The 25,374-nt window shown below is 44.5% G+C and carries 23 protein-coding genes; 10 read left to right on the forward strand and 13 right to left on the reverse strand.

Annotation, left to right across the window (positions count from 1 at the left end):
- Positions 1 to 96: 96 nt before the first annotated feature.
- Positions 97 to 1,656, forward strand: coding sequence for a glycerol-3-phosphate dehydrogenase (glpD, locus tag L0991_18270; protein ID XGB63978.1), 1,560 nt, complete (start codon positions 97 to 99; stop codon positions 1,654 to 1,656).
- Between the two features lie 295 nt (positions 1,657 to 1,951).
- Complete coding sequence (locus L0991_18275; GenBank protein XGB63979.1) at positions 1,952 to 2,761, forward strand: SDR family NAD(P)-dependent oxidoreductase; 810 nt, start codon at positions 1,952 to 1,954, stop codon at positions 2,759 to 2,761.
- Positions 2,762 to 2,851: 90 nt separating this feature from the next.
- Here the strand turns inward: L0991_18275 and L0991_18280 are convergent, their stop codons facing one another.
- The 8 genes from L0991_18280 to L0991_18315 all read right to left on the reverse strand — a co-directional run bounded on the left by L0991_18280 (position 2,852) and on the right by L0991_18315 (position 12,138).
- On the reverse strand, positions 2,852 to 3,748 hold the full coding sequence (locus L0991_18280) for a LysR family transcriptional regulator (GenBank protein XGB63980.1): 897 nt from the start codon (positions 3,746 to 3,748) through the stop codon (positions 2,852 to 2,854).
- Positions 3,749 to 3,918: 170 nt separating this feature from the next.
- Positions 3,919 to 4,155 (reverse strand): YdcH family protein, encoded by a 237-nt coding sequence (locus L0991_18285; protein ID XGB63981.1) that lies wholly within the window; start codon positions 4,153 to 4,155, stop codon positions 3,919 to 3,921.
- 744 nt (positions 4,156 to 4,899) lie between these two features.
- Positions 4,900 to 5,595 carry an aspartate/glutamate racemase family protein gene (locus L0991_18290; protein ID XGB63982.1) on the reverse strand — a complete coding sequence of 232 codons (696 nt, stop codon included), beginning with the start codon at positions 5,593 to 5,595 and terminating at the stop codon, positions 4,900 to 4,902.
- A 161-nt stretch (positions 5,596 to 5,756) separates the two neighbouring features.
- On the reverse strand, positions 5,757 to 6,740 hold the full coding sequence (locus L0991_18295; GenBank protein XGB63983.1) for a haloacid dehalogenase-like hydrolase: 984 nt from the start codon (positions 6,738 to 6,740) through the stop codon (positions 5,757 to 5,759).
- Positions 6,741 to 6,916: 176 nt separating this feature from the next.
- Entirely contained in the window at positions 6,917 to 8,182 is a 1,266-nt protein-coding gene (locus tag L0991_18300; GenBank protein ID XGB63984.1) for a reactive intermediate/imine deaminase, read from the reverse strand.
- Between the two features lie 175 nt (positions 8,183 to 8,357).
- Positions 8,358 to 9,404 carry an ornithine carbamoyltransferase gene (argF, locus tag L0991_18305; GenBank protein XGB63985.1) on the reverse strand — a complete coding sequence of 349 codons (1,047 nt, stop codon included), beginning with the start codon at positions 9,402 to 9,404 and terminating at the stop codon, positions 8,358 to 8,360.
- A gap of 189 nt (positions 9,405 to 9,593) precedes the next feature.
- Entirely contained in the window at positions 9,594 to 10,685 is a 1,092-nt protein-coding gene (gene aguA / locus L0991_18310) for an agmatine deiminase (protein XGB63986.1), read from the reverse strand.
- A gap of 16 nt (positions 10,686 to 10,701) precedes the next feature.
- Positions 10,702 to 12,138: an APC family permease gene (locus L0991_18315; GenBank protein XGB63987.1), complete on the reverse strand. Its 1,437-nt coding sequence runs from the start codon at positions 12,136 to 12,138 to the stop codon at positions 10,702 to 10,704.
- A 396-nt stretch (positions 12,139 to 12,534) separates the two neighbouring features.
- Here L0991_18315 and arcC point away from each other — a divergent pair, with 396 nt between their 5' ends.
- From arcC to nfsA, 3 genes are all read left to right on the forward strand, one after another.
- Positions 12,535 to 13,443, forward strand: a complete 909-nt coding sequence (gene arcC / locus L0991_18320) for a carbamate kinase (GenBank protein XGB63988.1) — start codon at positions 12,535 to 12,537, stop codon at positions 13,441 to 13,443.
- Positions 13,444 to 13,563: 120 nt separating this feature from the next.
- Positions 13,564 to 14,184 (forward strand): TetR/AcrR family transcriptional regulator, encoded by a 621-nt coding sequence (locus L0991_18325; protein ID XGB63989.1) that lies wholly within the window; start codon positions 13,564 to 13,566, stop codon positions 14,182 to 14,184.
- Positions 14,185 to 14,278: 94 nt separating this feature from the next.
- Positions 14,279 to 15,001 (forward strand): oxygen-insensitive NADPH nitroreductase, encoded by a 723-nt coding sequence (nfsA, locus tag L0991_18330; protein XGB63990.1) that lies wholly within the window; start codon positions 14,279 to 14,281, stop codon positions 14,999 to 15,001.
- A gap of 105 nt (positions 15,002 to 15,106) precedes the next feature.
- Here the strand turns inward: nfsA and L0991_18335 are convergent, their stop codons facing one another.
- Together L0991_18335 and L0991_18340 are read right to left on the reverse strand one after the other, a co-directional pair.
- Positions 15,107 to 16,636 carry a phospholipase D family protein gene (locus tag L0991_18335; GenBank protein XGB63991.1) on the reverse strand — a complete coding sequence of 510 codons (1,530 nt, stop codon included), beginning with the start codon at positions 16,634 to 16,636 and terminating at the stop codon, positions 15,107 to 15,109.
- Positions 16,637 to 16,841: 205 nt separating this feature from the next.
- On the reverse strand, positions 16,842 to 17,411 hold the full coding sequence (locus L0991_18340; GenBank protein XGB63992.1) for a TetR/AcrR family transcriptional regulator: 570 nt from the start codon (positions 17,409 to 17,411) through the stop codon (positions 16,842 to 16,844).
- A gap of 60 nt (positions 17,412 to 17,471) precedes the next feature.
- Here L0991_18340 and L0991_18345 point away from each other — a divergent pair, with 60 nt between their 5' ends.
- The 4 genes from L0991_18345 to L0991_18360 all read left to right on the forward strand — a co-directional run bounded on the left by L0991_18345 (position 17,472) and on the right by L0991_18360 (position 20,257).
- Positions 17,472 to 18,038 carry a dihydrofolate reductase family protein gene (locus tag L0991_18345; GenBank protein ID XGB63993.1) on the forward strand — a complete coding sequence of 189 codons (567 nt, stop codon included), beginning with the start codon at positions 17,472 to 17,474 and terminating at the stop codon, positions 18,036 to 18,038.
- Between the two features lie 227 nt (positions 18,039 to 18,265).
- Positions 18,266 to 19,057, forward strand: coding sequence for an oxalate:formate antiporter (locus tag L0991_18350; GenBank protein XGB63994.1), 792 nt, complete (start codon positions 18,266 to 18,268; stop codon positions 19,055 to 19,057).
- 209 nt (positions 19,058 to 19,266) lie between these two features.
- Entirely contained in the window at positions 19,267 to 19,764 is a 498-nt protein-coding gene (locus L0991_18355) for a hypothetical protein (protein XGB63995.1), read from the forward strand.
- 202 nt (positions 19,765 to 19,966) lie between these two features.
- The gene (locus tag L0991_18360; protein ID XGB63996.1) at positions 19,967 to 20,257 is read left to right on the forward strand and encodes an antibiotic biosynthesis monooxygenase; all 291 of its coding nucleotides are present in this window, start codon (positions 19,967 to 19,969) and stop codon (positions 20,255 to 20,257) included.
- An 81-nt stretch (positions 20,258 to 20,338) separates the two neighbouring features.
- On the opposite strand, the gene L0991_18365 is transcribed toward L0991_18360, so the two are convergent.
- From L0991_18365 to L0991_18375, 3 genes are all read right to left on the reverse strand, one after another.
- Positions 20,339 to 21,619, reverse strand: coding sequence for a dicarboxylate/amino acid:cation symporter (locus L0991_18365; protein ID XGB63997.1), 1,281 nt, complete (start codon positions 21,617 to 21,619; stop codon positions 20,339 to 20,341).
- A gap of 164 nt (positions 21,620 to 21,783) precedes the next feature.
- A complete protein-coding gene (locus L0991_18370; GenBank protein ID XGB63998.1) occupies positions 21,784 to 22,932 on the reverse strand; it encodes an S-(hydroxymethyl)glutathione dehydrogenase/class III alcohol dehydrogenase in 1,149 nt (382 codons plus the stop codon).
- 170 nt (positions 22,933 to 23,102) lie between these two features.
- Positions 23,103 to 23,984 (reverse strand): LysR family transcriptional regulator, encoded by an 882-nt coding sequence (locus L0991_18375; GenBank protein XGB63999.1) that lies wholly within the window; start codon positions 23,982 to 23,984, stop codon positions 23,103 to 23,105.
- A gap of 164 nt (positions 23,985 to 24,148) precedes the next feature.
- Between L0991_18375 and L0991_18380 the strand changes: the two genes are divergently transcribed.
- On the forward strand, positions 24,149 to 25,336 hold the full coding sequence (locus tag L0991_18380; protein XGB64000.1) for an MFS transporter: 1,188 nt from the start codon (positions 24,149 to 24,151) through the stop codon (positions 25,334 to 25,336).
- Positions 25,337 to 25,374 lie beyond the last annotated feature (38 nt).

The following is a 25,374-nucleotide window of genomic DNA, read 5'->3' on the forward strand; positions in this document are numbered from 1 at the left end:
CGCATAAACGAAAATAATAAATGACCGCAAACGAAAGTTAATATAGGATTCAATTATGTTCTAAAATGCTCGTTCGCTCAGAAAGAGGTCAAAACCATGAGTGCTCAACAAACTAATTCAAACAATAGTACATCTTCAACTCTAGACTTAATCGTTATTGGCGGCGGCATCAATGGTGCGGGTATCGCGGCAGATGCTGCTGGTCGTGGTCTAAACGTTGGTTTATACGAAGCAAATGATTTCGCCTCTGCGACGTCTTCTGCAAGTTCAAAGCTAATCCACGGTGGCTTACGTTACCTTGAACATTACGAGTTTCGTTTAGTTTCGGAAGCACTCGCAGAGCGCGAAGTGTTGCTGAGAAAAGCACCTCATGTTGCACAACCAATGCGTTTCCGTTTACCGCACCGACCATTTTTACGCCCGGCTTGGATGATCCGCTGTGGCCTATTCCTTTACGATAACTTAGGTAAACGTACGACGCTTCCTGGAAGTAAAACGGTAAACTTGGCTCAATCAGGTTTGCTCAAACCAGAAATGAAAACAGGTTTCGAATACTCAGACTGCTGGGTAGATGATGCGCGTATGGTATTACTGAACGTGTTGGCGGCGAAAAAAAACAACGCAGAAGTACGCAACTACTGCCGAGTTGAAAAAGCACACCGTGAAGGCGACATTTGGCACGTAACAATTCTTGATGTGATGACAAACCAACGTTTCGAGCGCAGAGCGAAAGCATTGGTCAACGCAGCTGGCCCTTGGGTGAAACAGTTCTTTGATGATGGTTTAGAGCAAACCTCACCACGTAATATTCGCCTAATCAAAGGCTCACACATTGTGGTACCTCGTGTTCATGACGAACCACAAGCGTACATTCTACAAAACAAAGATAACCGCATCGTGTTTATGATCCCTTACCTAGATAAGTTCTCGATCATCGGCACAACCGACCTTGAATACAAAGGCGACCCTCGCGAAGTGGCTATCGACGATGTAGAAGTGGATTACTTGATTGATATCGTTAACCAGCATTTTGTTAAGCAACTAGAGCGTGACGATGTGGTCTGGACATACAGTGGCGTACGACCGCTTTGTGACGACGAATCTGACTCGCCACAAGCGATCACTCGTGACTACACACTGGAGCTGGATGCAGAAATGGATCAAGCACCACTGCTATCTATCTTTGGTGGCAAGTTAACGACTTATCGTAAACTCGGTGAAGCGGCACTGAACAAGCTAGAACCTTACCTGAAACACATGGGCGCACCTTGGACAGCTAACGACACGCTGCCGGGTGGTAACTTCAGCTGCAGCCGCGAACAGCTTGCCGCAATGATGCACACGAAATACCCTTGGGCATCTGAAGCTCTGCTACTTCGTTACGTGACCCAATTTGGCACTTACACATGGGACCTACTTGAAGGCGCTACGTGTGAAGCGGACCTTGGCATCCAGTTCTCAAGCGAAGCACACGGTGTTTACCAAGCTGAGATTGACTACTTGATCAACCAAGAGATGGCAATGACAGACGAAGACATCTTATGGCGAAGAACCAAGCTTGGCTTGTACATGAGCGAATCTGAGCAACAAGCATTGTCTGATTACTTAAAAGAGAAGCTACAACGTAAAGTGGTAAGCTTTTCTCAAGTAGGCTAACTCCACCAGCCAACAAGCACAGTTCAAAAACCTGATTAATAACCAAGCTTAGTGTCCCCCACGCTAAGCTTTTTTATTATTTGTCCCCGCTATTTGCTTTCAATTACTTGCACTTCAGTAACCGTCACTCGGCCCAGATCGCCCCATTACCCTCTTCTATTTTCAACAAAAACTAAATAGTGTTTTATCAGATGGGTTAATTATCAACTTTATGAAAGGTTGCTATTCTTTATCTCAACAAAACAATTCATTCAAAACGCTCACGATGTCAGCGCTTTAATAAGGAATCTATTCCATGCAAAAAGTCATTCTGATCACAGGCTCTACCGACGGTATCGGCTTCGAAACAGCAAAAGCACTCGTTCAGCAAGGTCACCACGTTTTATTGCATGGACGTAACCCAAGCAAACTTAAAGACGTTGAGCAGCAACTTGTCGCTCTCTCTACGGAAGCGAAGATCCAAAGCTACGTGGCAGATCTGTCGATTCTGGCAGATGTTGATGCGCTGGCTGACGAAGTGATTGCCGAGCACGAGAAGATTGATGTATTGATCAACAACGCGGGGGTGTTCAATACTCCAAACCCTATCACCAAAGACGGTTTAGATATTCGTTTTGCTGTAAACACAGTATCGCCGTATCACCTGACCAAACGCCTGTTACCAGTATTAGATTCGTCGAGCCGAGTAGTGAACTTATCGTCGGCTGCGCAAGCGGCAGTGAATATCGAAGCACTAGAAGGGAAAAAGCCACTTTCTGATGGCGATGCTTACGCGCAAAGCAAACTAGCGATCACCATGTGGACACGTGAAATGGCAAAAGAGCTAGGTTCTACTGGGCCAATGATTGTTGCTGTTAACCCAGCGTCTTTATTGGGCAGTAAAATGGTGAAAGACGCCTACGGCATTGCGGGCGGCGATCTGAGCATTGGCTCTAACATTCTCGTTCGTGCGTCATTCTCTGACGAATTCGCACAAGCTGGCGGTCAATATTTTGATAATGATAACAACACTTTTGCTAACCCACACCCAGATGCGCTATACGGTGACAAAGCACAACAAGTTGTCGCCAAAATAGAAGAGATTATCGCTACAACACTTTCTTAAGTCAGCGATATACCGTTGATTTGAAGGTTCTAAGAAAAAGCCCTGCATTTTATGATTTGCCATAATGATGCAGGGCTTTGTCGTTCAATCTTAGTCTTGTTCCCAATACGGTGGGTTACCGTAGTAGTCAGAAAAGTAATCAATAAACGCTCTTACTTTCGGAGCAAGCAGCCTAGTACTTGGGTACACTGCCCAGATCGCAGGTTCTGAAGTGAGTGGGTAGTCTTCCAACACTTGCATCAGCTGGCCACTTTTTAGTTGCTCATACGCACACCAATTCGACGTCACTGTGATGCCAAGCCCACCGACTGCAGCATCACGCAGTGCCTCTCCGTTATCAGCTCTAAAAGATCCTGTCGCCTTAATCGTTTTCGGTCCATTTTCAGTATTAAAGGTCCAGCTTTCTAAGCCAATCAAGCTAATACATTGATGGTCATTAAGGTCTTGAGGCGTGGCGGGTTTGCCATATTTGATGAGATAATCTGGCGATGCACATACGACTCGTTTATCTGTTGCAAGTTTGCGAGCAATCAGAGTCGAATCCTTTAACTCAGAGATTCTAATAGCTATATCGAAGCCGCCTTCCACAAGATCGACTACGGAGTCTGATAATCTGAAATCGACGTTCAACCCTGGGTATCTTTCAAGAAACCCCGGTAATGCCGGTATTAGGTGCAAACGCCCAAATGAAGCAGAGGCAGTAACACGCAGCGTACCGGTTGGTGAATCACTACCGACTCCAACCGCCGATTTTGCGGCATCGACACTCGACAGGACCTCTTCGGCGTGAGGTAGAAATGCTTCTCCCTCTTCAGTGAGTGACACTTTACGAGTGGTGCGATGCACCAAGCGAACACCTAAATTGTCTTCCAATTTACTGATGTGCGAACTAGCAACTGCGGGAGATAAACCCAACTCTTGGCCGGCCATGCTGATGTTATGTGTGGACGCTAAACGAACAAACAATTTGAGGTGTTCAAAGTTCATGTGATTACCAACAGAATCTTAAAAATCATATCGCTATAACCCACATTATGCGTCATCCCACTAACAATACAACATATGCCGCCCCATTGATGACATTCAGATTCTCGGAGCCAAAAAAGAAAAAACTCCCGAAGGAGTTTTTATTGTCGATATCTAAAAGCTGTTGTTCATTAGCTGTTCAAGCGAGCATATAGCGCATCTTTCAGCACGGAACGGTCATGCTTCAGTTGGTGCATTGAGCCATCATCAATGGGTGAATCTTTCAGCTCAAGTTTACGAATCTCTTTATCAAGGTTGTCGTATGTCTTCATGTCTGTTGCAAAGCCATCATCAGTTTTAGCAAGCTCAACAATTTTGTCTTTCATTTCAGGAAATTCGTGAACAAGAGAGTGATTTTCACCTAGCATAGAAACCTCTTCAGTTGATTAAAGTGATTGGTATTACACGTTCATTGTTAACCTTAGCAAGGGACTCAAATAACAAATGAGATCCAGTACACAGCATAGAATATAGACAATTTAGATTCATAAATTTACAACATCCCCCTACAAAATCGAGGGTGGTAAATTGAATTGTCTCAGTAACGATATACTTTTCCCACATATTTCATCTTGGTCTCTCCGGTCTACAAGCACAGAGCGTGCTTGGATACACCAAAACGTATCAACGTCAGCATTCGTTGATAATCCACAATATAGTCGAATCAGTTTTTAGATTTTGTAGAAAATAAAAAGCCTTGTGAGAATACAAGGCTTTACAAGAAGTGGCTTCAGCAAGAGCAGCTAAAACATATTTGAAAGAACTAGTTAACTACTGCACCCTTGGGTATGAACTCGGTTCATGTCGTCACCGACTTGCGCTTCTTGAGAGCCCGTAGATTGGCATCCTGCCACGAATAATAGCGTTACAGATAAGATAAGCCATTTCATAATAATTCCTCTTTTAGTCATGACTAAAACATAGTACTTATGAGCTTAGACACCTTAATCATTAACCAAAACCTTACTACCGATAAAGCCTTGGTTAATGAACAAAGCATCGCTTCTCTAATCTACGACCTGCTTTTGTACAAAAAACTTTCACCCCTGCGAATAAAAAATCGCACAAAAGTAACAGAGGGCTATTTCGGAACGAATAATAAGAGCTACATGCTAGTCACTCGTCGCCAAGCGCACCGCTGCTTCTGCATGGATGGCTGTGGTATCAAACAAAGGAACATCAGTATGTTGTTGCTGAATCAGTAAGGCGATTTCAGTGCAGCCGAGAATAACTGCCTCTGCTCCTTGTAGGCTTAGCTTCTCAATGATCTGACTATAGATTGCGCGAGACTCTTCTTTAATTTCGCCTCGGCATAGCTCTTGGTAAATGATGTCGTGTACTTGCTTTCGTTCGTCCTCATCCGGGGTCACAACATCAATACCGAATTTATCGGTTAGACGACCTTTGTAGAAATCTTGTTCCATCGTGAAAGCTGTGCCGAGTAACCCGACTTTCTTCACGCCCTGCTCAAGTAGCTTCTGCGCTGTGGTATCAGCGATATGGAGAATTGGAACCGTGATCTTCTGTTCGATTTCAGGCACAACTTTATGCATAGTATTAGTGCAAATTAAGATGAAGTCTGCGCCACCTTTCTCAACCGATAATGCCGCCTCAGCTAAAATATCAGCCGTCTCAGCCCAGCGACCTTGGTGTTGTAACTTTTCAATCTCATCAAAGTTCACGCTATACATACAGATCTTTGCAGAGTTAAGGCCGCCAAGCGTCGCTTTAACACCTTCGTTAATGGATTTGTAATAGCTCATGGTCGATTCCCAACTCATACCACCAAGTAAACCGATCGTTTTCATTTTTCTATTCCTTTAATTTCTGACTATCCCGATTAAAGCGTCATGCGCTAAAAATTTATAGTACGATCTTGCTGAAAATGAGACGAAGCCTTCGCTATTTAGCAAAAAGGCTCGAATGAACCATTCGAGCCTTTGTTATTTTATCTGAATGTTTATGAGGGTTAGTACACCTCACACCAATCGGATTTCATGTCGATTAACGTCCAATCATCTCTAGAGTTCGCTTCATCGAGCGCTTTATCAAGCTTACCAACGTGGGATTCACGATCGTACTTCCACTCTCGCTCGGCATCGGTGTGGTGAACAATCATCGCCATTGAATTTGGCTGGCTCGTTGCCCATTGCATCATAGCTTGGTCACCGTCTGAGTTACCCACCGCTAAAATAGGCTTCTTGCCGATAATATGCTGAATGTTAGTGACCTTTCCGGCTTTGTCATCAATGGTCAAAATAGACGAGTCTTTAGTAACGGTCGGATTGCCGTCGTTGTAGCTGTAGTTGTATTTAAGTGCGCTACCGATGATCTGCTCTGGCGGGATATTGTAGGCTTCAGGAGCCCACACTCTCATGAAATCAACACCGCCACCCGACACAATGTAAGTCTTGAAGTCATGCTCTTGAAGGTAGGTCAGCATCTCTTTCATTGGTTGGTAAGTCAGGTCGGTATAGGCTTTGTTGAAGCGTTCATCTTTCGCTGCGGCTAACCATTGCTCAACATCTTTTTGGTATTGTTCGACCGTCATACCAGAGTGCGTCGCCATGATAATTTTCAATAAACCTTCTTCGCCGCTTCCTAGAACACTCTTGATGTCATCTTCAAGCACGAACTTAAACGGTGCTTCCGTTTTCCATTCAGGGTGTTCAGGCGCCATCTCTTTGATTCGATCTAACGCGAAAGCCAATTGGAAGTAGTATGGCTTTTCAGACCAAAGCGTACCGTCATTATCAAACACGGCAATACGATCTTGGACCGCAACGAATGTATCAGACTCCGCTTTCGTCGCTTGACCAACAAAATCCACGATAGCAGATTTACTCTCACTGTCCTTCCATGAAGGCAGCAGATTTGGGTCACAATCTTTAGCAAGAGATGAGAATGAGAGGCTAGATAATATCGCGAAAGACAAAAGGGTTATTTTCTTCATAGCACTACCATGTTATTGAATTAATTAACGGACTTAATGTCATTCATCCTAGTTGCTCCACTCTGATTTTCCACTTATGAACACTATAACCACTGTTTATGTTGCTATTGGTACAGACGTAAAACGAGGGCTAACCTCACGGGCAACCCTCATTGTTTAAACGCTAAATTGAAAGCTTAAAGGCTAAGCGGAGTGCCCTCACCATTGGAAGCGATGGCATCAATTTGCACCAAAGCGCCCATAGGAATATCAGAGACACCGATCACTGTGCGCGCAGGCAACGGACCATCAAAATAATGCGTGCAAACGTCATTGAGCACATCTAAATCAGCCATATATCTCAGCTGGATATTTAGCTTCACGATGTCATCCATTACATGCCCAACGCTCTCAATCACTTCTTTAATATTATTGAGACACTGCATCGCCTGCTCTTTTGCACCATTCGCAACAATCGCTCCAATTCTTGGATCCAGCGGTAATTGAGCAGAGATATTGTTGTAGTGCGAAAAGGCCACGGTTTGTGTTGAGAACTCACTAATTGGCGCAGCTTTGGTATTGTTTGCCTTAATCACTATTCCATGACGATCTTCGACGGCTTGTGGCGGTGTGCCATCACCGTGTGACACGGTTGCATCCATCTGTACTAACGCTCCCATCGCTAAGCCTTCAACAACAGTTACTGAACGTGCTGGCATGTAACCGACAGCTCTTGCAATCGCCGAATCTGGGAAGAAGGTGGTATACACTTCATTAATGGCAGCGATGTCATCAAAGCTTCTCACATGGATGTTAACCTTTACGATGTCATCAAGTGGGACTTCAATGCTTTCCAGTATCGATTTGATATTTTTTAGGCATTGAATCGCGTGCTCTTTTGCTCCACCAACAACGATATTGCCCGTTTGAGGATCAATCGGTAGCTGGGCTGAAATATGGTTATAGTGAGAGAAAGCCACCGTCTGAGTTGATAAAGAACTGACTGGTGCGTGTTGGGTGTTTCTCGCGATTTTTACCAGCTCACAAGCATCTTGTGGGTAAGTACCTTCACCATTAGAGATCACGGCATCCATCTGCAAATGAGCACCTTCAAGCGGTAAATCAGCAACAGCAAGTGTCGTACACGTTGGTGTGTAAGACTGGAAAAACGATGCATAAACTTCATTCACACTGTCGAGATCGGCAATGTTTTTCAAGTATACGTTCACTCTCACAACATCGTGCATTCGGTGTCCAATGCTCTCCACTATCGCTTGAATGTTCAATAGGCACTGCTTTGTTTGATCCACTAAAGAGCCAGAGACTAAGCTGCCTGTTTTAGGATCAATCGGTAACTGAGCAGACAGGTTATTGTAGTGTGAGAATGCCACCGATTGTGTTGAGAAAGGGCTCAATGGTGCATCTTCAGTGTTTTTTGAAACTTTAATAATATCGGCACTCATGTCGATACATCTCCTATTCGAGTATTGATGTCAGATAGAGCCAATTAGCTGCGTGTTTACCGACATTTCAAAATAAAAGGCACAAAAATAGCCGAACCAATAAATCGTGATGAATACTGGTTCAGCTTAATTCGAGCATCACAGTGGAGGCTCTTACGCCCCCACAAATAACCCCCTACAGAGTGCTTAAGAAGCTACTGATTTTTTCTTCATGATGCTTAACGGTTTCTTGTGTCGGGATAACCGCATCTTTATGTGTGAAGTACACTAAAATCGCCATCTGAGCAGTGAGTCGGTTTTCTGCTTCATCGAACGCCACTGAGTATTCGCTTTCCAGTGCACCACGAGTCACTTCTTCTTTGTCATTCGCAGGTAGGCAGTGCAGTAACATTGCGCCCGGACGAGCCTTAGCCATTAGCTCTTCTGTGATCACATAGTTAGGCATGAATGCCGCAAGGCGCTCTTCTTTCTCATCCATTTGAGTCACCCAGTAGAAGCTATCGCCATACACCACATCACAGTCACTGATACGCTCTACATCATCGGTAATTTCAATCGTCCCACCAGACTCTTCACAGAAGTTCAGCGCCATGTCGATCCACTCTTGCTCCATGTGGTATTTCTTAGGACCAATTTGCTTAAAGCCCATGCCATACTTAGCACACGTCAGCATCAAAGAGCGGCACACATCTGTCGCATCACCCATGAATGCCAAAGTGAGATCTGACAATTTACGTCCATCTGTGATGTGCTCTCTGATCGTGTAGAGATCCGCTAGCATTTGAGTTGGGTGGAAACGCGTATCAAGGCCGTTGATTACTGGTACTGTCGACATTGCAAGTAGGCCATCGAGTGTTTCAGGGCTATTTGTACGAGCCATAATGATGTCGCACATACGTGATAACACACGAGACGTATCATCGATCGACTCTTTGCCACCTAAGTGAATATCTTTTGGAGATAGGAATAGTGCGTGACCACCCAGTAATGTTGCCGCCACCTCGAAAGAAACACGTGTACGAGTCGAACCCGCTTCGAAGATCATCCCTACTGATTTGCCTTTAAACAGAGGTGGAATTGCATTGTCTTTACGCGCCTGTTTCAGGTGCGTCATTAGCTCCATCATGTTGTCCATCTCTTCGACAGAGAAGTCTTTCATGGAAACCATGTGCTCTAGGTTTGCTTTGTTTAGTTCAGTTGCGCTAGAAGAAGGTAATTTCATAATAAGTTCCTATTTTTCATAATTTTGTGTGCGGTTCTTTTCAGTTCACTTTCATGGCGATTTGATTTCGAATACCTGCCATCACTTTCAAGAACCGCTACGTTTGGATTAAATGTTGGTATTAATGACTATCTTTAAGTCTTTGTTTTATTTTAAGTATCTATTCTTAAGTTGATTTTATTGTTCCAACTAAACTCTTGGCACTTGTTGAGTGATGCAGTGGATATTGCCGCCACCTAACAAAATTTCTCGAGCTGGGACGCCGTTCACTTCGTAGCCTGGATAAATATCTTCTAAGATCCCGATAACATCGTTGTCGTAGCGCTTATCCAATAACGGCAGCACGATTTGGTTGTTGGTAATCAGGTAATTGGCATACGACGCCGCTAAACGCTCACCCGCTTCTCGCTCCATTCCGTCTGCGATATCGATACCTGCCGCTTCTTCCTCTGTCATGAATAGAGGGCCTGGCATTGGCAGCTTATGTACCTTTATCTGACGGCCTTTGGCATCCGTTTGACTTGTGATGTAGTCATAGGCTTCATTGCTGATCTCATATTGAGGGTCATTCTTGTCATCACACCACGTTAGAACCACTTCACCGGGCTTCACGACATGAAGGATATTGTCCACGTGGCCATTGGTTTCATCGTTATACAAACCACGAGGCAGCCAAATGACTTTCTCAACATTGAGGTGTTCACAAAGCACTTCCGTCAGCTCTTCTTTACTCATGTCCGGGTTGCGGCTTTCGTGCAGTAAGCACTCTTCTGTTGTGTAGAGTGTGCCCTCTCCATCAACGTGGATTGAACCACCTTCTAGAACGATTGGAGCGCGGTATCGAGAATCACGAATGGTTTCACACATCTTTTGAGCGACTTGGTTGTCACGATTCCACGGAGAATACAAACCATCGACAAAACCGCCCCAAGCATTGAATTCCCAATCCACGCCTCGGCGTTCACCGCTGTCATCGACCACATAAGTCGCGCCGATATCGCGCATCCAAGAGTCATCGGTCGAGATTTCCAACACTCGAATGTCCTCAGGTAAACGAGATACCGCGTTATCATATTGCTCAGAGCTCGCTAGCATGGTCACTGGTGTTGTATGGCTTATCTTGGTAGCAACCTCTGCAAACACCGCTTGTGCTGGTTTTGCTCCATTGCGCCAGTTATCCGTACGTTCAGGCCAAGCCATCCAAATTTCGCTGTGTGGCTCGTGTTCCCCTGGCATTCTGAAGCCATCATGTTTTGGAGTAGTCTCAATCAGTTTTTTCATCGTTATGTCCCCTAAATTATGCTTGAGCTTCTTTTTTGTCTTGCGTATCGGCTGTGTCGTTATCGTCCGAGCCTTGCAGTTTCTTACGCTTTAGAGCGCCTAATAAAATCCACTCACCAGCAAGAACGGTAGCAATGACGCCAATCAAAACAGGTCCTGTATATCCCCAATCAGCGACAGTTAGATCAAGAGCCTCAGGGAAGATAAATAAGATCACGGCTTGTAGGATGACGAAAAAGCAAACAATCGACATTACCCATTGAGCCGCCATGCCGCCCGGTACTTTAAATGGACGTTCACGTTGACCATCAACCACGCGAAGCTTTAGGTATGCCGGGAACATGAACAGATAAGGAAGTAAGAAAATGCAGCTAGAGAAAGCAAATATCGACCAGAACAGATCATCATTCCCTTGTGCAAACAGTGCGTAAGACAAGATAACAACTGTTGATACTGTGCCCGTGATGTTGTTGGCACCAACTGGAGAACCTTTATCTGATACCTTCGCGACAGGTGCTGGAAGCTCACCTTCTTGAGCGGCTTCAGCGGCAGCTCGGCTAGCCCCCATAGTCCAGCTCACCATGTTGCCAATAAGCGTTAGTAAGGCGAATGTACCAAAGATGTAGACCATTGCTGTACCAAACACACCATTACCAAAGAGTGTTTTGAAGGTATCGATAAGGCCTGCTACTAAACCAATACTCTCGACAGGAAGCGCCATCAAGATTCCTACCGTACCGAAGATGTATAAGAAGGCAGTGATACCGATAGAAAGGAAGACGGCCTTAGGCATATCGCGAACATCTTTCATTTCCTTAGTCATGGTCGCGACTAGCTCAAAGCCCATCAGGTTGAATACAATCGCAGGCAAGAAAGACACGGCTGAATCTAATGAAGGCATCATTGCGGGTAACGTAAATTCGTTAGCAACACCGTTTTTCATTGCATAAATGAAGCCGCCGATACCTAATGTGCTGATCACTATGATTTTTAGTACAGCACCCACATTCGTAACCCAAACACCGATATCAGCTGACACATTACAGATCCAAACTGTTAGCCATGTAAGCAATATACAGATGGCGATTTGGCCCCATAAAGACAGTCCCGGCATGAAGAGTTCGGCAAACATGCCTGCAAACATGATGTATACCGCTGGCATCCATAAACCAACGTTAATCCAGTAAAACCACGTTGTTCTCACTGCCCATTTAAAGTTGAAGGCTTGTTTTACCCAATCGTATATCCCACCTTCACCCGGGTAGGTGGTACTCAATTCGGAAGTAATTAGGCCATATGGGATTACAAAGAAGACCAGCATTAACACCCACCAACCAATGGCACTGACACCAATACTGGCTGACGCGGTTAATGTGTCGACCACCAAAACTGCACACAGTGTAAAGAGTGCAATTCCCGTAACCCCCATTTTTCCTTGCGTTTCGTTACTCATCTCTTAGCTCCTTAATCTCTAATTCGGGATTAATTAAACGGCAAAGCGATGAAGTGAACTGGGATGAAAATTGAATATCGGTTTTACATAAACGAGTTCGGGGCAAAAATAAAATAAACCCAACAAATATTAGATTTATAATGCTAAAAGTCGGAATACTTGATTTTGGTCAATAACCATTCGATTAATAAATATATTTTCTATTTCAAAACCAAGATCACATATCTATTTAATCTAGAGATATTTAAGGCTTTCTGTGACATATAGGTGACTAAAAACATCAAATATTGAGCACAAATCGAATTGTGATTTTTATCCCCACGACTCCAACAGTATTTAAATACAATTCAAACCAACTTATTTGCTATGAGCGAAATATCATTTGGAGAATTAAACATGTCGAAGCCTATTATTGTTGTTGCTGTCGGTGGGAATGCTTTACTACAGCGTGGTGAAGTAATGAGTTGCGAAAACCAAAAAAAGAGCATCGCGCAAACCGCCGGTTCTTTAGCAGAGCTCAGTAGAGACTACCGTTTGGTTGTTGTGCACGGAAATGGCCCTCAAGTAGGCTTACTCTCATTGCAAAATGATGCTTACAAAGATTGCCCACCTTATCCATTTGATGTGCTTGGCGCTGAGACTCAAGGAATGATTGGCTACCTGATTCAGCAAGGATTGAACGCTGCGATTAAAGACCGCTTTACAACCACCATTCTTACTCGAATCGTTATTGATGAGAACGATCCTGCTATTGCTGAGCCAACCAAGTTTATTGGCCCTGTCTATACAGAAGAACAAGCCAAACAACTCGCAGAAGCTAACCATTGGATTGTTAAGCCTGACGGTTCACACTGGCGCCGTGTGGTTCCATCCCCTTCACCAAAAGAAGTGCTAGAGATAAAAGCCATCAAAGACTTGCTAGAGAAAGATCACTTAATTATCTGTGGCGGCGGAGGCGGTGCTCCAGTCGTAGAAAAAGATGGCGCTTATGTAGGTTTCGAAGCTGTAATCGATAAAGACATGACAGCTGCCCTCATTGCAGAAGAAATTGGCGCAGAACATTTGCTGATTCTCACCGACGGCTCCCATGTTTGTTTAGATTGGGGAACACCAAAAGAAGAGAAGCTTGAAAATGTATCAGTTGAGCAAATGAAAAAGTACACATTCCCAGCAGGTTCTATGGGCCCGAAAGTGGATGCATGTTGTCAATTTGTTGAGAAAACAAAACAACACGGACATATTGGCGATCTATCAAGTGCATTAGAGATCATAAAGGGTAAAACAGGGACACATATTAAAGCATAATATCTGACTATCATGTTTTATATAAATAAAGGGTTATGAAGTCTAAGTTTTAGATATTGCAGTTGGAACTTTGATTCAAAACCCTTTAAATTTTTTAGTTTAAAAATTAAGGACCATTAGATGCGCAAGGTAAAAACTGAAGAGAAATTAATTAGAATTCATGATGCTGTTGTACAACTAATGGAACGCCGTGAAGCGACAGATATTTCAATGTACGATGTGGCCAAAGAGTGTGGAATGGCTACGTCCACGGTTTACCATCACTATCCAAATATCGAGAATCTGTTCCACAACCTTTTAGATGATGTATTTATTGATTTTGATTCTCTCCTAAGTAAATGTATTGATCCTGAAAATGTAAATCACTGGACGGATATCAACCGTATGATAGAAACAGCGTATGTGAATTACTATAACAACCATCCCATTGCTAAAAAGCTGATTTTAGGTCGCCATACATTTACAGAGTTAGGGCATGCCGATACCGAAAATGATTTAATCTTAGGCAAAGAAGTTGAAACCATTTATCGACAATTCTTTGATGTTCCACAGTTACCACAATCTATAAATGTCTTCGCTATTTCACTGCAAGTTGCTGATAAAATATACTCTTTATCATATCGCCAACACGGCCATATCACCCCAGAGCTTGCTAATGAAGCGATTAGACTGACAGAATCCTACCTACAGTTATACATTCCTCATATTTGCCCTAAAACGATGAAAAGCCAAACCCACTAATCTTCAACTAAGGCTGTTTTGAGGTTTACCCCACTAAAAAATGTCGTTATTGTGATTTGTAATACATCATAAAAACAAGGACAGTCAGAGCGCTATGAATAGTACGATTGAGACCATCTTGGGGCATCGCTCCATTCGTCAATATACTGATCAACCAATAGAGAAAGAGCACCTCGATTTAATTGTCCAGGCAGGTCTCGCTGCGTCATCATCAAGCTTACTGCAGGCTGTTTCTATTATCAAAGTAACGGACAGGGAGAAGCGTAAGCTGCTAGCGGAATACGCTGGTAACCAGCCTTACGTGGAAAGTGCTGCTGAGTTTTTGGTGTTCTGTATCGACTATCAACGCCACGCTCAGATTAACCCTGAGGTAAAAACCGACTTTACCGAGCTTACCCTGATTGGCGCTGTCGATTCCGGCATTATGGCGCAGAACTGCATGCTAGCAGCGGAGTCGTTGGGATTAGGTGGCGTATACATTGGTGGCTTGCGCAATAGCGCTCAACAGGTTGATGAGCTATTAGAACTTCCACAGCACACCGCCGTGCTCTTTGGTATGTGCTTAGGTCACCCAGCACAGCAACCAGAGATTAAACCCCGACTTCCAGCTCATGTGGTGATGCACGAAAACCAATACCAACCATTGAGCCTAGATGAAATCGCTACTTATGACGATTTAATGCAGAGCTACTACGCCAACCGCTCAAGTAACCAAAAACAAAGCAGTTGGTCAAAACAGATCACACAGAAACTCTCTGGTGAATCTCGCCCACATATTTTACCGTACTTGAACAGTAAGCAACTGACTAAAAGATAGCGTTCAAGACCTCGCTCTGATACACAAGCTCAGTTTCAATCATCACAAACAAAAATGTCAGCGTATTATGCGCTGACATTTTCTTTTCTAGGGTTCTCGATTCCCTTAAAGGTATTTCTCTATCGGGAGAAGCTGTAGGAAGCCTGATTGCATGCGTTCCCACTTACCGGTTTCTGGTTCGCTGTCCCAACTTTGCTCACCTGAATACCAATACACATCACCATCTTCTAGCTCCAAACGCCAACTGTTGTCTTCGCTCATTGCCTGTTCGATAGTTTCAGCTAGCGTTTCAGCAATCTCTTTGTTTTCGATGATTAACACCGACTCCGTATTTAGGTAAGTCGAACGCAGGTTGAAGTTGAATGAGCCAATACTCGCAATACTGCGGTCAAATACCACTGATTTAGCATGCAGGCCATAAGCTGTCTCAGGTGCACATTTAGACACGTCTTGGGTAGATGCTTCACACAACTTAGAATCTGGTTTTAGCTCAAATAGGTCGATGCCATGCTCTAACATATCGTAGCGTCTGCCCGCGTAAGCAGAGTGATTAGTAACCAAGTCATTTGACGCCATTGAGTTGGTCAATGCTTTTATCTCAACGCCTTCGTTATTCAACGTTTGCCACTCATTTAATTGGCCATCATCGAATACCAAGTAAGCCGACTCAAGCAAGATCTCTTGTTTCGACTCGCTCGCTAGTTGTCCTAACAGAACTGCCGTTGCTTTTGGTTCATCAGTATTGTCTGAATCGACAGGCACAGGGCGATCGTAAGCGAAACGAGCATTCACCCAAGTCATCTCATCAAGAGCCTTTTTCAGTAGGCTATCTGCTGCTTCGCGACTTAATGGCAACTCTGGGTAGTTCTTGTATTGTGGAACGGTTATGTCGTCAATCTTTGAAAGATCTGGTTGCTCTTCGTCACCCAACATAGCGACAGGGTAAGACCAACGGCTGTCCCAGTATTCAATAAAGCTGGTTTGAATAGTGGTAACGACGGTACCCATCACTAATACATCACGATCGCGGAAGTTTATCTCGTCAGAAAGGTCAAAGTATTCATCACCAATATTACGCCCACCCACCACAGACAAAGTACCATCGACAGTGAACGATTTGTTGTGCATGCGACGGTTTAAACGAGAGAAGTCACCAAGGAAGCTCAACCACTTACTGAAACCACGGCGCGTTGGTGTTGGGTTGAAGATTCGGATCTCAACATTCGGGTGAGCGTCGAGTGCCGACAATAGCCCTTCACGCTCATTGAGGTTGATGTCATCCAGCATCACTCGAACCTTAACACCACGATCAGCAGCGGCTAACAATCGGCTAGCGAGATACTTGCCCGATTCGTCCGAGTTCCAGATGTAGTATTGAATATCGATGGTGTGCTCTGCACTTTCAACCAATGCCAAGCGCTGAGCCAAAGCATCCCAACCAGATTCTTGTAAACGAACGGCCGTCGTCGCCTGCTCTGATGCGGGTTGGTATTCATCCGCCAAAACCGATAAAGCGCTTGGTCCATAAGAGGTGTACGGTTCTGCCGGGTGATCGATGCCTTCTGGTAATGAAGAACAGCCGCCGAGTACAGCGACGAGTAATAAGGTTAAGCTGATGCGTTGGAGCACAGGCATGTGTTTGACTTCCTTTTCACGGTGAGGTCTTTGAATTGGCCTCGACAACTTTTCAAAGACCAAGTTATTCGAGGTTATTCATTGATTATTACTGCTAAATCCAGAAATTTATAGGTAATTATCCAGTATAAGTAAAACTTAGCGACTTCATCATAAGGTACACAGTACCAAGATCATCTTTCAGGCATCGATATTGACAACAAGGTCACGACGTTTTCAGTTGTTCGATACCCAAGCAATAAAGGCCTAAAGGCTTTCTCACCATCTCAACCGTAATCTCAGTTCTATCCGGGTTACAGTTCAATGCAAGCGCATAGCCATGCAAGTAGTCTACTAGCAAATGAAGAGCGTCCTCGGTTTGCTCTGATGTGAGATTCAACGGATTCACTACTGCTTCAAAGCGCTCACTAAATACCTCAACGGGTCCAAGCGATTTCATCGTCAGCAAAGTTTCTAGCAGCCCACGGTAGTCATTCAACACCGACAGATAACTCACGCTAAGCTGGTACAAGTTCTCTTGCCACACTTGGTTTTGCTCAGGCTGCGCCACTTCTCCGACTAAAGAAACAGTGATCGATTCCAAGAGATCATTTTTGTTTTTGAAGTAATGATATATCGCCATCGCATCCACGCCGAGCTCTGTGGCTAACCCTCTGATACTCGGAACTTTACCGCCTTCACGCATCATGCCCTTTGCCGTATCTAAGATCTTTTCGGCACTCAGTTGACTTGATCCACTCTTTGGTCGACCTCGCTTCTGATCCTTGACAGTCATAACACCACCTCTTAAACTTAATTTCTACACTGTAGAATATTTTAATTTAATACAGCGTGAATGCCAAGTTCCTGTTCAATTTCGGAGTTAACAATGTCAAATATTGTCTTTATCGGTGCGAGTCTTGATGGTTACATTGCAGACAAAAACGGTGGTCTTGATTGGTTACAAGCCATCCCAAATCCAGAGGGTGATGACATGGGGTACAACGCCCATATCGATCGTATCGATGCTTTGGTAATAGGCCGAAACACCATGGATATGGTGCTGAGCTTCGGTATTGATTGGCCTTACACAAAACCGGTTTATGTTTTGAGTAACACGTTGACTGAAGTGCCTAAAGAGCTTGAAGGTAAAGTGTTCTTGATAAAGGGCGAACTCACTCAGATCATCGAAGACCTAAACAGTAAAGGCCTTAACAATCTGTATATTGATGGCGGTGTGACCATTCAAAACTTCCTGAAAGAAGACCTGGTTGATGAACTGATTATCTCGACGATCCCTGTCGTTCTTGGTGGTGGTGCTCCGCTATTTGGTGACCTAGTCTCTCCTCTCGACTTAACGCTAAAAAGTGTCACGACTTACCTCGATGAGATCGTAACTACTCACTATTTACGTAAGCGTTAAGCAACTTAAATGATCGATGTTGATGAGCCAAAATAGAGTTGGCTCATCATGCCTCAGTTACTCCAGAGACATAAAGGCTTCAACCCAGCTCTCTCCTCAAAGCCAATCTCCATCCTGCTCATAAGCTAATTATTGACAAGCTAAGCCAACATTGACATTCTGTAATGCTGCGTTGATTTTGCCGCACTAGCTGCACTGCAGTTCTAACTTTTTAAGATAGGTAAAATATGAACTACCCAAGCACTCTTCCAGCACCTCACAAAGCACTTCTCATCAAAGTGGTTGATGTCTTGTCTCAAGATCCTCGTATATGTGGCATTGCCGCAAGTGGCTCCTTTGGCGCTAACTCGATGGACAAATACAGCGACTTAGATTTTGTTATCGCGGTTAACCCAGCCGACTATGAAAGCGTAATGCAAGAGCGTTTCAACATTCTTGATAGCATTGGCGGTAAAGTCGCTGCCTTCACGGGTGAACACGTTGGTGAGCCACGTTTAATTGTGTCGATATTTGGCCCAGAGCCTGTTCACGTTGATTTCAAATTTGTCTCGCTACCAGATGCAGCAGTTCGAGTTGATAACAACCAAGTGTTATGGGAACGAGATAGCTTGTTAACCGATGTGTTCAGCAGCGCGGAACCACGCTACCCACAACCAGACCCGCAATGGATTGAAGATCGTTTTTGGATTTGGACGCACTATGCCGCAACCAAGATAGCTCGTGGCGAATACTTCGAAACAGTTGAGTTTCTCTCTTTCATTCGTCAAAACGTTCTATCTCCGCTGGCGCTAAAGCAAGCTGGGCTCACGCCGTCTGGTGTGAGGAAAATTGAAGAACGACTGCCTGAGTTTGCGCAAGCACTCGTAAAAACCGTCGCGATGCCAGAACGTGACGCATTGCTCCCGGCACTCAAACAAGCTGTCACACTGTACCTTGAGTTGAGAGGTAACGAGCAAGTCAACATTGATGATCATGCTCAGTCATTTTGTCTTCAATACGTTGAGGAAGAGTTAAGCTAATTCCGTATTAAGTAATCCACAGGTTTTAACAGCCAATTCATAAATGCGCCGAGGGCTAATTGCTCTCGGCGTATTCATTCTCAGCACAATCATGATAAGTACGGCAATCTTGACACGACACTTGCAATAACGGGTTGATCACTCCTACACAACCCTACCCAAAAGTAGTACCATTTATCGTATCTCATTCTTAATGGTATTTATGTCTTATGAAGCTTTTAGTCGATCGCACTGGTGAACAGTTTTTAGAAATTCTGGAAGAATCAGGAGACAAACTGACGGTTCAATTCATTAGCAATGAAGGTAATCGAAAAGGTAAGCCGTTCCAAGATAGTTTGAGTGGCTTGTTCCTCACAGGCTGGAAGCCTCGCACCACCTCAACCGCTATTGGCCTAGAGCGCTTTAAACAAGGCAAATTACAAGATCCAAAAGTGAGCTTTGCGCTTCACCAGCTCTACCCACTTGGCCGAGATGTAAAACTACCTTCTGGTGATATCGCCACAATCGCAAGCTACGCCAATACCCACAGCGACGGCTACTATATGTTTGTACGTCTCAATGATGAATTGAAGCGCCTTAAGATGACGCCAGAATGGGAGCTATTACCTTCAGTTGTGAGATTAGCCCTGCCTTATTACCCAGCCCCAAGAAGCCAGCAAGAACTCGACAATATTGATGACTTCGATGCCTGGGCGGGCGGGTTTTAAAGTTCAATTACCTTTGTTAATCAACACCTAATAGCTCCATTATTATCAATTAATTTTTGATAATAATTCTAACCAAGCGCGGTTTATCATCATGAACCTTCCTACTATTCTTTGTTCATCGGCACTGATGATTGCTCATCCAATAAAGAGCAACTCAGTGAACAGCACCACTTCGGTGAATCAAATAATATAGGTAAAGAACATGACTCAACTGACTGTCATTGCAAACATTGTCGCTAACGAAGACAAAGTTGAACTGGTTAAAGCAGAGCTGCTAAAGCTGATTGATATCACTCGTGCTGAAGAAGGTTGTATCAACTACGACCTACACCAAGACAACGAAAACCCAGCGCATTTCACTTTCTACGAAAACTGGACGTCTCGCGAACTTTGGCAAGCGCACATGGGAAATACTCATCTCGCTGAGTACATGGCTGCAACCGAAGGTTGTGTAGCGTCATTCACTCTCAATGAGATGACGAAAATCGGTTAGTCACTGACTGCACACATTAACAAACAATAAAAAGCCCGTTCAGAACACCTGAACGGGCTTTTTCATTGAACTTGGTATTCTCTAAGCTACAGATTCGCCCAGTGTTGGTTCAAGCACTGTCTTTTGTTGCTTCTGCCATTTATCCACGACCAGTGCAGCAATCATGTCACCTTCTACATTAACTGCCGTACGAAATGTATCTAACGGACGTTCAATAATCAGCAGAATCGCGATCGCTTCCAGTGGTATACCTGCGGCCAATAACACCAGCTGCATGCCAGACATAGACCCAGATGGCATGCCCGGAGCGCCCACAGAAGAGACCATCGCCATAATGAAGATCATCACCAAGCCAGAAGTCGTGAGGTCCACACCAAACAGTTGAGCCAAGAAGATTGCCGCCACACCTTCGAAAAGTGCCGTACCATCCATGTTCATCACTGCGCCAAGTGGTAACACCATGCTACTTGTACTTTGCGATACGCCGAGCTTTTCTTCTGCGCTCTGCATCGCCAGTGGCAAAGTTGCAGAGCTTGATGACGTTGCGAACGCCATCGCCATTGGTGCAGAGATACCTTTAAATAGTGTGCTAAGACGAATCCCAGTCATCACCTTGGCAATAGTCGGTAAGACAATCGCTCCGTGAATCAAAGTCAGCACAAACACGAGCAAAGCAAACAGTGCCAATTGCTCAAACAGTGATTCACCACCACGAACGGTAAAATCGAGAACAATGGCGAAAACCGCGAGCGGTGCTAAACGAATGATCCAACCAACAATGGTATTGATGCTCTTGTTCAAGCCATTAAGCACCTCAAAAATCGGGTGTTTTTCTGGCAATGAAGAAAGTAGAGCAATACCTAGCATGAATGAGAACACGACAATCGCGAGCAAGTTACCATTGGTTAACGCCGCTACCGGGTTCACTAGTGCCATACTAAAAAGCTTGCTGGCAATCGCAGCTCCGTCTGCAGCATCTTCACTTATGAGCTGAACACCATCTCCAACCGGAGCGAAGCTAGTTAGTGGTTCCCAAGCAGGCAGCAACAGTGAGGCACCCAAGCCCAAAGAAATGGCCACCAACGTCGTGAAGCTATAGAAAAGTACGGTATTGCGACCAATTTTCTTCAATCGAGTTATCGAACCAATGCTTGTTATGCCTTGCAATAGCGAGAATAAAACCACTAACCCAACGACCATTTTTAGCAATCCTATATAGGTAGTTTTGCCAAGCATTAAGAACTGATACCAACCCGATTGGGTTACATCAGATGTTGGAGAAATAAGTTGTGCCAGAAACCAAGCAAGCAATGCAGCTAGCATCAGTTGAAGAGGTAGAGAGTGGCGAAGTTTGGTCAACATAAGGACGATTCCAGTAACCCTGTAGGACAATTCAGATACCTTTATTAAAGGGAAACGCCTTTAATAAAAATATGCCTTGGTAAAGCATGCCTAGGAAAAAATAAAGTCCGTTAGATTCAATCTAACGGACTTTATTAAAACCAGATGAGGTTTAAGATTTAAGGCTATTTATCCATGTGTAGAACAGTACGGATAGACTCACCTTTGTGCATTAGTTCGAATGCTTCGTTTACGTCTTCAAGACCCATAGTGTGAGTGATGAACTCTTGTAGTCCGAACTCACCCGCCATGTAACGGTTTACGATTTCTGGAAGCTCAGAGCGGCCTTTAACACCACCGAAAGCAGAACCACGCCATACACGACCTGTTACTAGTTGGAACGGACGAGTTGAGATCTCTTGGCCTGCACCTGCAACACCAATTACAACTGATTCACCCCAACCTTTGTGACAACACTCAAGAGCTTGACGCATCACGTTTACGTTACCGATACATTCGAATGAGTAATCAACACCACCGTCTGTCATCTCAACGATAACGTCTTGGATTGGCTTGTCGTAGTTCATTGGGTTGATGCAGTCAGTCGCGCCAAGTTGTTTTGCTAGCTCAAATTTGCTCTCGTTGATATCAACACCGATGATTTTGCTTGCACCCGCCATACGAGCACCGATGATTGCTGAAAGACCGATACCGCCTAGACCGAATACAGCAACTGTGTCGCCTTTTTCAACTTTAGCTGTGTTCAGTACCGCACCCATACCAGTGGTTACGCCACAACCTAGAAGACAAACTTCCTCAAGAGGTGCTTCTTTGTTTACTTTCGCTAGTGAGATTTCTGGAAGTACAGTGTACTCAGAGAAAGTAGAACAACCCATGTAGTGGAAGATTGGCTCACCGTTGATAGAGAAACGGCTTGTGCCATCTGGCATTAGGCCTTTACCTTGAGTTTCACGCACCGCTTGGCAAAGATTAGTTTTACCAGACTTACAGAATTTACATTCGCCACACTCTGCTGTGTAAAGTGGGATAACGTGGTCGCCAACTTCAACGCTTGTTACGCCTTCGCCGATCATTTCAACGATACCGCCACCTTCGTGACCAAGGATAGAAGGGAAGATACCTTCTGGATCGTCACCTGAAAGAGTGAATGCGTCAGTGTGACAAACACCAGTAGCAACGATACGAACAAGTACTTCGCCAGCCTTTGGCAGTTCAACGTCAACCGTTTCACGCTTTAGTGGCTCACCAGCTTTCCAAGCAACCATAGCTTTAGATTGGATATGAGTTTGACCAGGTTTGATTTCGATAGTCATGTGATATTTCCTATATTAGTCAGTCAACGTTGAGCTTGTTTGTTATCGCTCTCTCGTTTTGTTGAGGCTAGTATAGGTGTGACCATCCAGTTTGATAATCCCATATTTTTGAGAATGATTATTACACATTGGTAATAATAAACAGGAAGATTAACTCGTCTAACCGTAGATCAAAGGTTTAGCCTAGGCTGAATAAAATCGATAAACGCAGAGATACGCTTAGATACCGAGGATGATTTATAGAACACCGCATTGACTCGCTCTCGGTCTGTGTCATTCAGCTTCAAATGCTCCAATACCGGAATCAATCGCCCTTCAGCAATATCTTGCTGCACCATAAAGCCAGATAAACAAGCGACACCATTACCTGCTAATACCAATTGGCGCACAGTCTCACCGTTGCTTGCTGTCATGGTTGGCTCTACGAAGTTTTGGTTTGGCAGTGGCCAGTGATTCAACACCTTCGCACCAGTAAAGCCCACCGTCTGATGCGTTGATAGCTCATCTGCATTTTGTGGTATGCCGCGTTTGGCTAGATAGGCAGGTGATGCCACCATATAGAGGAGACTCTTACCTAATGGTCGAGCGTGGAGTGTGGAGTCCGTTAATTTTCCTATTCGTATAGCGACATCGGTTCGTTTCTCGATTAAATCGACAAACCCTTCATTTGAGGTCAGTTCAAGCTCAATATCAGGATAAGCCTCATTAAACTCACCGACTATCGGTACTAACTGGTGGAACACAAATGGGCTAGCGGCATCGACTCGCAAACGTCCTTTTGGTAGTTCACCGCGCGACACAATTTCCTCTTCAGCGCTTTGGATCATTTGTAAACCCAACCTAACAGAGTCAACAAACTGTCGCCCCTCTTCCGTCAGTTCAACTCGACGAGTAGTTCGATTAAAGAGAGAAACGCCTAACTGACTCTCTATTCGACTGACGCTTCGAGAGACGCGAGCCACTTGGATATCGAGCGTCTGAGCGGCTGCAGAAAAACCACCGCTATCAACAACAGTAAGCATAATTTCTAAATCATCCGATCGCGTTAACACGGGAATCTCCTAAACCATTAACAGAACAACTATTGCATTTATAACAAAAGTAATTTGTTAATCACACTGTTTTTGGCAAAGGATATTTCTCTCATAATCCTCGCCAACAAAACGAGCCAGTAAATCGGCTCCACTTTTAAGAATAACCTTTGAGAGAAATAATCATGCCTCTAGCTTTACTTGCACTGACGCTCAGCGCCTTTGCCATCGGAACCACAGAATTTGTCATCGTAGGCTTGATTCCTACCATGGCGAGCGACCTGAATGTATCACTGCCATCAGCTGGACTCTTAGTGAGTTTGTATGCGTTAGGCGTAGCGATTGGCGCACCAGTACTCACCGCATTAACGGGAAAATGGAACCGAAAATTGGTGCTGTTAACCGTGATGTCTTTGTTTGTTGTCGGTAACTTACTAGCATGGCAGGCTCCCGGCTATAACACGCTGATTGCGGCACGTATTCTTACCGGCCTTGCCCATGGTGTGTTCTTTTCGATTGGGTCAACTATCGCGACTGGATTGGTTTCAAAAGACAAAGCCGCGAGCGCAATAGCAATCATGTTTACTGGATTAACGGTTGCTCTAGTAACAGGCGTGCCACTAGGTACTTATATTGGCCAGACTTTTGGCTGGCAAGCGACCTTCTTGATCGTTGCTCTGCTAGGCTTAATCGCTTTGATTGGCAGTGCATTATTAGTACCTAACAACCTAAAACAGCCACCAGCGGCTAAGTTATCAGCTCAACTAAAAGTTCTGACTCAGCCAAGACTGTTATTGGTTTATGCAATCACAGCACTGGGATATGGAGGCACATTTACCGCGTTTACGTTCCTTGCTCCGATCCTAGAAAATGTGTCTGGTTTTGACTCAAGCGCAATCAGCCTAATCATGTTGGTTTACGGTGTTTCAGTCGCGGTAGGCAACATCTGGGGCGGTAAGATGGCCGACAAAATGGGGCCAATCAAAGCACTGACGGTTATCTTTTCTGGTCTAGCTGCGGTACTGGTTGTATTTAACTTCACGGCGGTTAACCCGTACGCATCAGTTGCTACTATTTTGATTTGGGGTGCTTTTGCCTTCGGTAATGTTCCAGGCTTACAAGTCTACGTGGTTAAGCTGGCAGAGAAATACACGCCAGATGCAGTAGACGTAGCATCAGGCTTGAACATCGCAGCCTTCAATGTAGGCATCGCACTTGGCTCTTGGGGCGGCGGTATCATTGTCGCAGAGTCTGGCTTAATGAACACACCTTGGATTGGCGCTGTGATTGTCTTAGTTGCACTAGCACTGACTCGATTCAGTGGTCTATTAGACAAGAAGCAGAATCAACAAGTCGCTGCATCTAGCATCTAGCATCTAGCTAAAATAGAAAAAACAAAGCCCGAATCTAG

It is taken from the genome of Vibrio chagasii (assembly GCA_041879415.1).
In the GTDB taxonomy this organism is placed as follows: domain Bacteria; phylum Pseudomonadota; class Gammaproteobacteria; order Enterobacterales; family Vibrionaceae; genus Vibrio.

Bases quoted from the DNA above. Each gene is read 5' to 3' on its own strand.
- L0991_18340 (XGB63992.1), bottom strand. From the start codon at position 17,411: ATGACTGTCAAGGATCAGAAGCGAGGTCGACCAAAGAGTGGATCAAGT.
- L0991_18300 (XGB63984.1), bottom strand. From the start codon at position 8,182: ATGAGTGCCGATATTATTAAAGTTTCAAAAAACACTGAAGATGCACCA.
- L0991_18290 (XGB63982.1), bottom strand. From the start codon at position 5,595: ATGAAAACGATCGGTTTACTTGGTGGTATGAGTTGGGAATCGACCATG.
- L0991_18285 (XGB63981.1), bottom strand. From the start codon at position 4,155: ATGCTAGGTGAAAATCACTCTCTTGTTCACGAATTTCCTGAAATGAAA.
- L0991_18350 (XGB63994.1), top strand. From the start codon at position 18,266: ATGAACTACCCAAGCACTCTTCCAGCACCTCACAAAGCACTTCTCATC.
- L0991_18355 (XGB63995.1), top strand. From the start codon at position 19,267: ATGAAGCTTTTAGTCGATCGCACTGGTGAACAGTTTTTAGAAATTCTG.
- L0991_18380 (XGB64000.1), top strand. From the start codon at position 24,149: ATGCCTCTAGCTTTACTTGCACTGACGCTCAGCGCCTTTGCCATCGGA.
- L0991_18335 (XGB63991.1), bottom strand. From the start codon at position 16,636: ATGCCTGTGCTCCAACGCATCAGCTTAACCTTATTACTCGTCGCTGTA.
- nfsA (XGB63990.1), top strand. From the start codon at position 14,279: ATGAATAGTACGATTGAGACCATCTTGGGGCATCGCTCCATTCGTCAA.
- glpD (XGB63978.1), top strand. From the start codon at position 97: ATGAGTGCTCAACAAACTAATTCAAACAATAGTACATCTTCAACTCTA.
- L0991_18360 (XGB63996.1), top strand. From the start codon at position 19,967: ATGACTCAACTGACTGTCATTGCAAACATTGTCGCTAACGAAGACAAA.
- L0991_18365 (XGB63997.1), bottom strand. From the start codon at position 21,619: ATGTTGACCAAACTTCGCCACTCTCTACCTCTTCAACTGATGCTAGCT.
- L0991_18315 (XGB63987.1), bottom strand. From the start codon at position 12,138: ATGAGTAACGAAACGCAAGGAAAAATGGGGGTTACGGGAATTGCACTC.
- arcC (XGB63988.1), top strand. From the start codon at position 12,535: ATGTCGAAGCCTATTATTGTTGTTGCTGTCGGTGGGAATGCTTTACTA.
- argF (XGB63985.1), bottom strand. From the start codon at position 9,404: ATGAAATTACCTTCTTCTAGCGCAACTGAACTAAACAAAGCAAACCTA.
- L0991_18295 (XGB63983.1), bottom strand. From the start codon at position 6,740: ATGAAGAAAATAACCCTTTTGTCTTTCGCGATATTATCTAGCCTCTCA.
- L0991_18345 (XGB63993.1), top strand. From the start codon at position 17,472: ATGCCAAGTTCCTGTTCAATTTCGGAGTTAACAATGTCAAATATTGTC.
- L0991_18275 (XGB63979.1), top strand. From the start codon at position 1,952: ATGCAAAAAGTCATTCTGATCACAGGCTCTACCGACGGTATCGGCTTC.
- L0991_18280 (XGB63980.1), bottom strand. From the start codon at position 3,748: ATGAACTTTGAACACCTCAAATTGTTTGTTCGTTTAGCGTCCACACAT.
- L0991_18370 (XGB63998.1), bottom strand. From the start codon at position 22,932: ATGACTATCGAAATCAAACCTGGTCAAACTCATATCCAATCTAAAGCT.
- L0991_18325 (XGB63989.1), top strand. From the start codon at position 13,564: ATGCGCAAGGTAAAAACTGAAGAGAAATTAATTAGAATTCATGATGCT.
- aguA (XGB63986.1), bottom strand. From the start codon at position 10,685: ATGAAAAAACTGATTGAGACTACTCCAAAACATGATGGCTTCAGAATG.